Source organism: Burkholderiales bacterium, assembly GCA_013695435.1.
Lineage (GTDB): Bacteria > Pseudomonadota > Gammaproteobacteria > Burkholderiales > JACMKV01 > JACMKV01.
Genome location: JACDAM010000246.1, coordinates 1 through 5,628 on the forward strand (window position 1 = coordinate 1; position 5,628 = coordinate 5,628).

General features: G+C 59.3%; 4 protein-coding genes. 2 read left to right on the top strand and 2 right to left on the bottom strand.

What is annotated here, in order from left to right; genetic code table 11:
• Positions 1-179 precede the first annotated feature (179 nt).
• Complete coding sequence (locus tag H0V78_12120; protein MBA2352486.1) at positions 180-1,841, top strand: MFS transporter; 1,662 nt, start codon at positions 180-182, stop codon at positions 1,839-1,841.
• 97 nt (positions 1,842-1,938) lie between these two features.
• Here H0V78_12120 and H0V78_12125 read toward each other — a convergent pair whose 3' ends face one another.
• Positions 1,939-2,802: a pirin family protein gene (locus tag H0V78_12125; GenBank protein ID MBA2352487.1), complete on the bottom strand. Its 864-nt coding sequence runs from the start codon at positions 2,800-2,802 to the stop codon at positions 1,939-1,941.
• A 142-nt stretch (positions 2,803-2,944) separates the two neighbouring features.
• On the opposite strand from H0V78_12125, the gene H0V78_12130 reads away from it, so the two are divergent.
• The gene (locus tag H0V78_12130) at positions 2,945-3,736 is read left to right on the top strand and encodes an SDR family oxidoreductase (GenBank protein ID MBA2352488.1); all 792 of its coding nucleotides are present in this window, start codon (positions 2,945-2,947) and stop codon (positions 3,734-3,736) included.
• 81 nt (positions 3,737-3,817) lie between these two features.
• Here the strand turns inward: H0V78_12130 and H0V78_12135 are convergent.
• A partial coding sequence (locus tag H0V78_12135) for an EAL domain-containing protein (protein ID MBA2352489.1) occupies positions 3,818-5,628 on the bottom strand: 1,811 nt, incomplete at its 5' end.

Consider the following 5,628-nt stretch of genomic DNA (forward strand, 5'->3'; position numbering starts at 1 on the left):
GGTTTCGACGATACTGGGCCGTCTGCGTCGCCGCGCAGCTTGCCCGTAGTCCGGCTACTGATGCTGCACTGCGCGTCTAGCAGCCAGCCCATTCTCGTCGAAACGCGATCCGCGCGGGACTTAATCAAAGGTTCCCTAAAGGTGGGTCCGCGGGATACTCAAACTAAAGGAGGCCACAAATGGCAGACGCCAGGGCAAAAAAGGGATTTTTGGAAGAAGAGTCGGTCAAGAGCGTCGGCACGGAGGAGAGGAAGGTCATCTTTGCGTCGTCGCTCGGAACGGTATTCGAATGGTATGACTTCTATCTCTATGCGACGCTCGCGCCATTTTTCGCGGTGCTGTTTTTTCCCAAAGGCAACGAAACCGCGGCGCTGCTTTCCGCGTTTGCAACCTATGCTGCCGGGTTTCTGGTGCGGCCGTTCGGCGCCATTGTGTTTGGTCGGATCGGTGATCTGGTCGGACGCAAATATACCTTCCTGGTCACCATTCTGTTTATGGGCTTCGCGACCTTTCTGGTCGGGTTGCTGCCGACTTTCGAGACTGTAGGTTGGATTGCGCCGATTATGCTTGTGACGCTACGTTTGGTGCAGGGGTTGGCGCTGGGCGGTGAATACGGCGGCGCGGCGACCTATGTTGCCGAGCATGCTGCTCCTGGCAGGCGCGGCTACGACACAGCCTGGATTCAGACGACGGCGACTTTGGGGTTCTTTCTCGCCTTGCTGGTGATCGGTCTATGCCGCGTCTACATGGAGAAGGAAGTGTTCGCCGATTGGGGTTGGCGCATTCCGTTCCTGGTGTCTTTGATCCTGCTGCTCTTCTCGGTCTATATCCGGCTCAAATTGCACGAGTCGCCGATTTTCCAGAAGATGAAGGCCGAGGGTAAGGGTTCAAAATCGCCTCTTCGGGACAGCTTCGCGAAATATCCGAACAACAAATATGTATTGCTCGCGTTGCTGGGCGCCACCGCCGGTCAGGGTGTGGTCTGGTATACCGGTCAGTTTTACGCGTTGTTCTTCCTGACCATTACGCTGAAGGTCGATTACCTGACCGCGTACACGCTGATCGGGATTTCGCTGCTGCTCGGCACACCGTTCTTCATTTTCTTTGGCTGGTTGTCGGACAAGATCGGCCGCTTGAAAATCATTATGGCGGGGTGCGCGATTGCCGCACTGACGTTTTTCCCGATCTTCAAGGGATTGACTCATTTCGTGAACCCCGCGCTTGAGGCGTACGCCGAAAAAACGTCTATTCAGGTCGCCGCGACTGATTGCAATTTTCATATGTTTGTCGGGCCGTGGTCGACGTTCACCGACTGCGATAAGGCGAAGGACTTTCTGACCAAGCAGGGGTTATCGTTCAAGTCTGTCCCCGCGGAAGCAGGCTCCGCAGTCGTAACGCGGATTGGCGACATCGAGCTTAAAGGCTGGGACGACAAGGCGTACGCCGCGGCGCTCAAGACCTCCGGCTATCCCGGCCCGGCCGACAAGAACGCGATCAATTATCCGATGACGCTATTGCTGCTGTTCATCATGTTGATCTACGTGACGATGGTGTACGGGCCGATTGCGGCGTTCCTGGTCGAGCTGTTCCCGACCGCGATACGCTACACTTCGATGTCGCTGCCGTATCACATCGGCAATGGCTGGTTCGGCGGCATGCTACCGCTGCTGGCGACGGCTGTGGTTGCCGCCACTGGCAACATCTACAATGGCCTCTGGTATCCAATCATAGTTGCTGTAATGACTCTCGTCATAGGCACGCTGTTCCTGAGGGAAACCAAGGATCGCGACATTCGCTCGGATGTGGATTACAAGCTGCAAACCGATGACATCAATACTTAAGTCGCCCCGGTAGAGGCTTCCTCCGAAAGCCGGGCGCCAGCGAAAGTTGGCGCCCGGTTTTTTCAATTGAATCCGCTGCCCGGATGAACATTAGATCTCAGACGCGGAGCGCGCCGAATCGTCCATCGTTAAAGTCGGCAACCGCTTTTTGCAACTCCTCGCTGGTGTTCATCACGAACGGCCCGTAATGCGCGATCGGCTCGTCGATGGGCTCGCCGCTGAGCAGCAGGGCTATCGTGTTTTCGGTCGCCCGCACACTGATGCTGTTGCCGTCGCGCGAGAAATGCGCGGTATCGGACGGGCCGACCTTGCGGCCATCCATCTCGATTTCGCCGTGCAGCACGACCAGCACAGTGCTCCAGCCTTCCGGCAGCACAAAAGTGGCGCCATGGGCGGCATTCAGTCGCACGTCCCAGACGTTCATCGGCGTGTGCGTAGCCGCTGGCCCGCGCGTGCCTTCGTAGTCGCCAGCGATGACGCGCAGCCGCCCGGCATTGTCGGGCAGGGCAACGGCCGGAATCTCGGCATCCAGCAGGCTCTGGTAGCGCGGTGCGCGCATCTTGTCCCGCGCCGGCAGGTTGACCCAGAGCTGCGCCATCTCGAACGTGCCGCCTTCGCGTGTAAATTCTTCAGAATGGAATTCGTCGTGGAGCACGCCGCTTGCCGCCGTCATCCACTGCACGTCGCCGGGACGGATCAATCCGCGGTTGCCGCTCGAATCGCGGTGCGCGACCTCGCCCTGATACGCGATGGTGACGGTTTCGAAGCCGCGGTGCGGATGGCCGCCGACGCCGCGCGGCGCACTTGCGGGCGCGAACTCATGCGGTCTGGCGTAATCGAGCATCAGAAAGGGACTGGTCTGACGCGCATCGCCGTCGATTGAAATGAGGCTGCGCACCGGGAAGCCATCGCCGACCCAGTGCGGCTTCGGAGCGGGTTTGATTTGCACGAGCTGTTTCATGGTTTGCCCTCCGAATGGTTATAGATAATATGGGGACTGTCTTTGCGTTTGAAAAGTCCGCTGGGAGGGGTGGTTTTTCGGAGTCGCTTTGCCAGCAGTCAATGTGCCGATTATCGAATCCAGCCAAAGCAAGGTAAAGAACATGGATCTGCATCTCACGAGAAAATTGGCCTTGATTACGGGCAGCACCGCTGGCATCGGTAATGCGATTGCCATGGCGCTGGCGCGCGAGGGCGCGACGGTTATCGTCAATGGCCGGACGCAAACCGCGGTGGACGAAGCAGTCGCGAAGCTGAAGTCCGAAACCAATGGCGGCGCGCATGGATTCGCCGGCGATCTGAGCACATCGGAGGCTGCGGCCAAGCTCGCGCGGCAGTTCCCGGACGTTGAAATCCTGATAAACAATCTCGGCATTTTCGAGCCCAGGCCATTCGAGGAAATTCCCGATGAGGACTGGCTGCGATTATTCGCCGTCAACGTGCTGAGCGGAGTGCGTCTTGCGCGTCTCTATCTCCCGGCCATGAAGCGCCGCAACTGGGGCCGCATAATTTTCATCTCGAGCGAGAGCGCTATTCAGATTCCGAGCGAAATGATTCACTACGGCATGACCAAGACCGCGCAACTCGCCGTTTCACGCGGTCTGGCCGAGGCCGTAGCGGGCACCGGCATCACCGTGAACAGCATCCTCCCGGGGCCGACCAGATCGCGCGGCGTCGGCGATTTCGTCGATGCGCTGGCGAAGGAAAGCGGCAAATCGTTCGACGAGTTCGAGCAGGAGTTTTTCGAGAGGGTGCGGCCGACATCGCTGATCAAGCGCTTTGCGACACCCGATGAGGTCGCCTCGCTGGTCGCCTACATCGCCAGTCCGCTTGCGTCGGCCACGACCGGCGCGGCGCTCAGGGTCGATGGCGGCGTGATCAAGAGCGCGGTTTGAGTTGTCTCCCGGCACTGTTGCACACACCTGCGCTTGCCGATACTTCGTTGCTCAAGCCTCGAAACGAAGTTTCAGTGGAGACTAACCTCGAACGTCGACCGAATACGTGGTGTTCGCCATAAGCAGAGACTCGAATTTGTGCGCGGGCAATGGCCGGCTGAACAAATACCCCTGCGCTTCATGACAGCGGTGCTTGCGCAGAAAAGCCAGTTGCTCTCGCGTTTCGACGCCCTCGGCGATCACGCGCAGGCGTAGACTCATCGCCATCGCGATCACGGCTTCGGTGATGGCGGCGTCGCCAGTATCGGCCAGGATATCGCGCACGAACGATTGATCGATTTTGAGCGTGTCGATCGGGAATCGCTTCAGGTAGCTGAGCGACGAGTAGCCGGTCCCGAAATCGTCGATCGCCAACCGCAGCCCCATCGATTTCAGCGCGTGCAGGACGGCGATGGCCTCCTGCGCGTCGGCCATGACGCTGCTCTCGGTCAACTCAAACTCGATCGATTTCGCGGCGAGCCCGGTTTCGTCGAGGATGCGCGCGATCGTCGCGGCCAGATCGAGCTGCCGGAACTGCAACGCCGACAGATTGATCGACGTGCAGCCGGTCTCGAACGCCGCGTCCTGCCAAGCCTTGACCTGCGCGCAAACGGTGTGGATCACCCATGTGCCGATCGGCACGATGAGCCCGGTTTCTTCGGCCAGCGGAATGAAATCCAGCGGCGGCACGCGGCCGAGCTGCGGATGATTCCAGCGCAGCAGCGCTTCCATGCCGAGGATGCGCCCGCTGTCGATACTTACGCGAGGTTGATAGTGGATTTCGAATTCATTGTTTTCGAGCGCGCGGCGCAAGCCCGTTTCCAGTCGCAGATGCTCGTAGCGCTCGGTGTTGGCCTGTGGTGAGAAAAACGCGTAGGTATTTTTGCCGAGACTCTTGGCGCGATACATTGCGATATCGGAATTGCGGATCAGCATGGCGACATCCTGCGCATCGTCCGGAAAAATACTGATGCCGATGCTCGCCGTCATGTACAGCTCATTGCCGTTGATGCTCAATTGCGCCGCCAGTGCATCGAGCAGCTTCTGCGCGATTTGCCCCAGGCTCTGCAGGTCGGTATAGGCGCTGATCAATATCGTGAATTCGTCGCCGCCCAGACGCGCTACCGTGTCGCCTTCGCGCACGCCGCCGCGGAACCGTTTAGCGACGGCCTGCAGCAAGCGATCGCCGATCGGATGACCGAGCGTGTCGTTGACATTCTTGAAGCGGTCGAGATCGATGAACAGCACCGCCACTTTCGCGCCGTTGCGCGCGGCTTGCGTCAGCGCAAAACTCAGATGCTCGATGAACAGCGCGCGGTTCGGCAAGCCGGTCAATTGATCGTGACGGGCAAGAAAGTGCAGCCTTTCCTCGTCGGCCTTGCGCGCCGTGATGTCGGTCATCAATGACACAAAGCCGCGAACTTCCTGGCGCACGCCGCCTTTTTCGTCGCTGATTTCGGCGATGTCGGGAACGTAGCTGACCTCGAGATAGCGCGACGCCGAGTTCGCGACCGGCTGCTGGCGCTCATAGGTAACGCTTTCGCCGGCGAGCGCGCGATCGACGTAGGGTTTGACGATCCGGTAAAGGTCGGGGCTCGCGATGCTCTCGACTTTCATGCCATGGATTTGCTCGCTGCTGTAGCCAAACCAGCGTTCGAAAGTCTTATTGATAAAACGAAAGCGCTCGTCGCGGTCGACATAGGCGACCAGCGCCGGCATTGAATCGATGACGAGGCGCAGATACTGCGCGCTCTGCTCGAGAGCATTGGCAGCGCGTATGCGTTCGACGGCGATGCCGGCCAGGTGACGCACGCTATCGATGACGCGCCGTACCTGGACATCGGGTTTGCGGC

Coding starts and splice junctions, on each gene's coding strand:
- H0V78_12120 (MBA2352486.1), top strand. CDS start 180: ATGGCAGACGCCAGGGCAAAAAAGGGATTTTTGGAAGAAGAGTCGGTC.
- H0V78_12125 (MBA2352487.1), bottom strand. CDS start 2,802: ATGAAACAGCTCGTGCAAATCAAACCCGCTCCGAAGCCGCACTGGGTC.
- H0V78_12130 (MBA2352488.1), top strand. CDS start 2,945: ATGGATCTGCATCTCACGAGAAAATTGGCCTTGATTACGGGCAGCACC.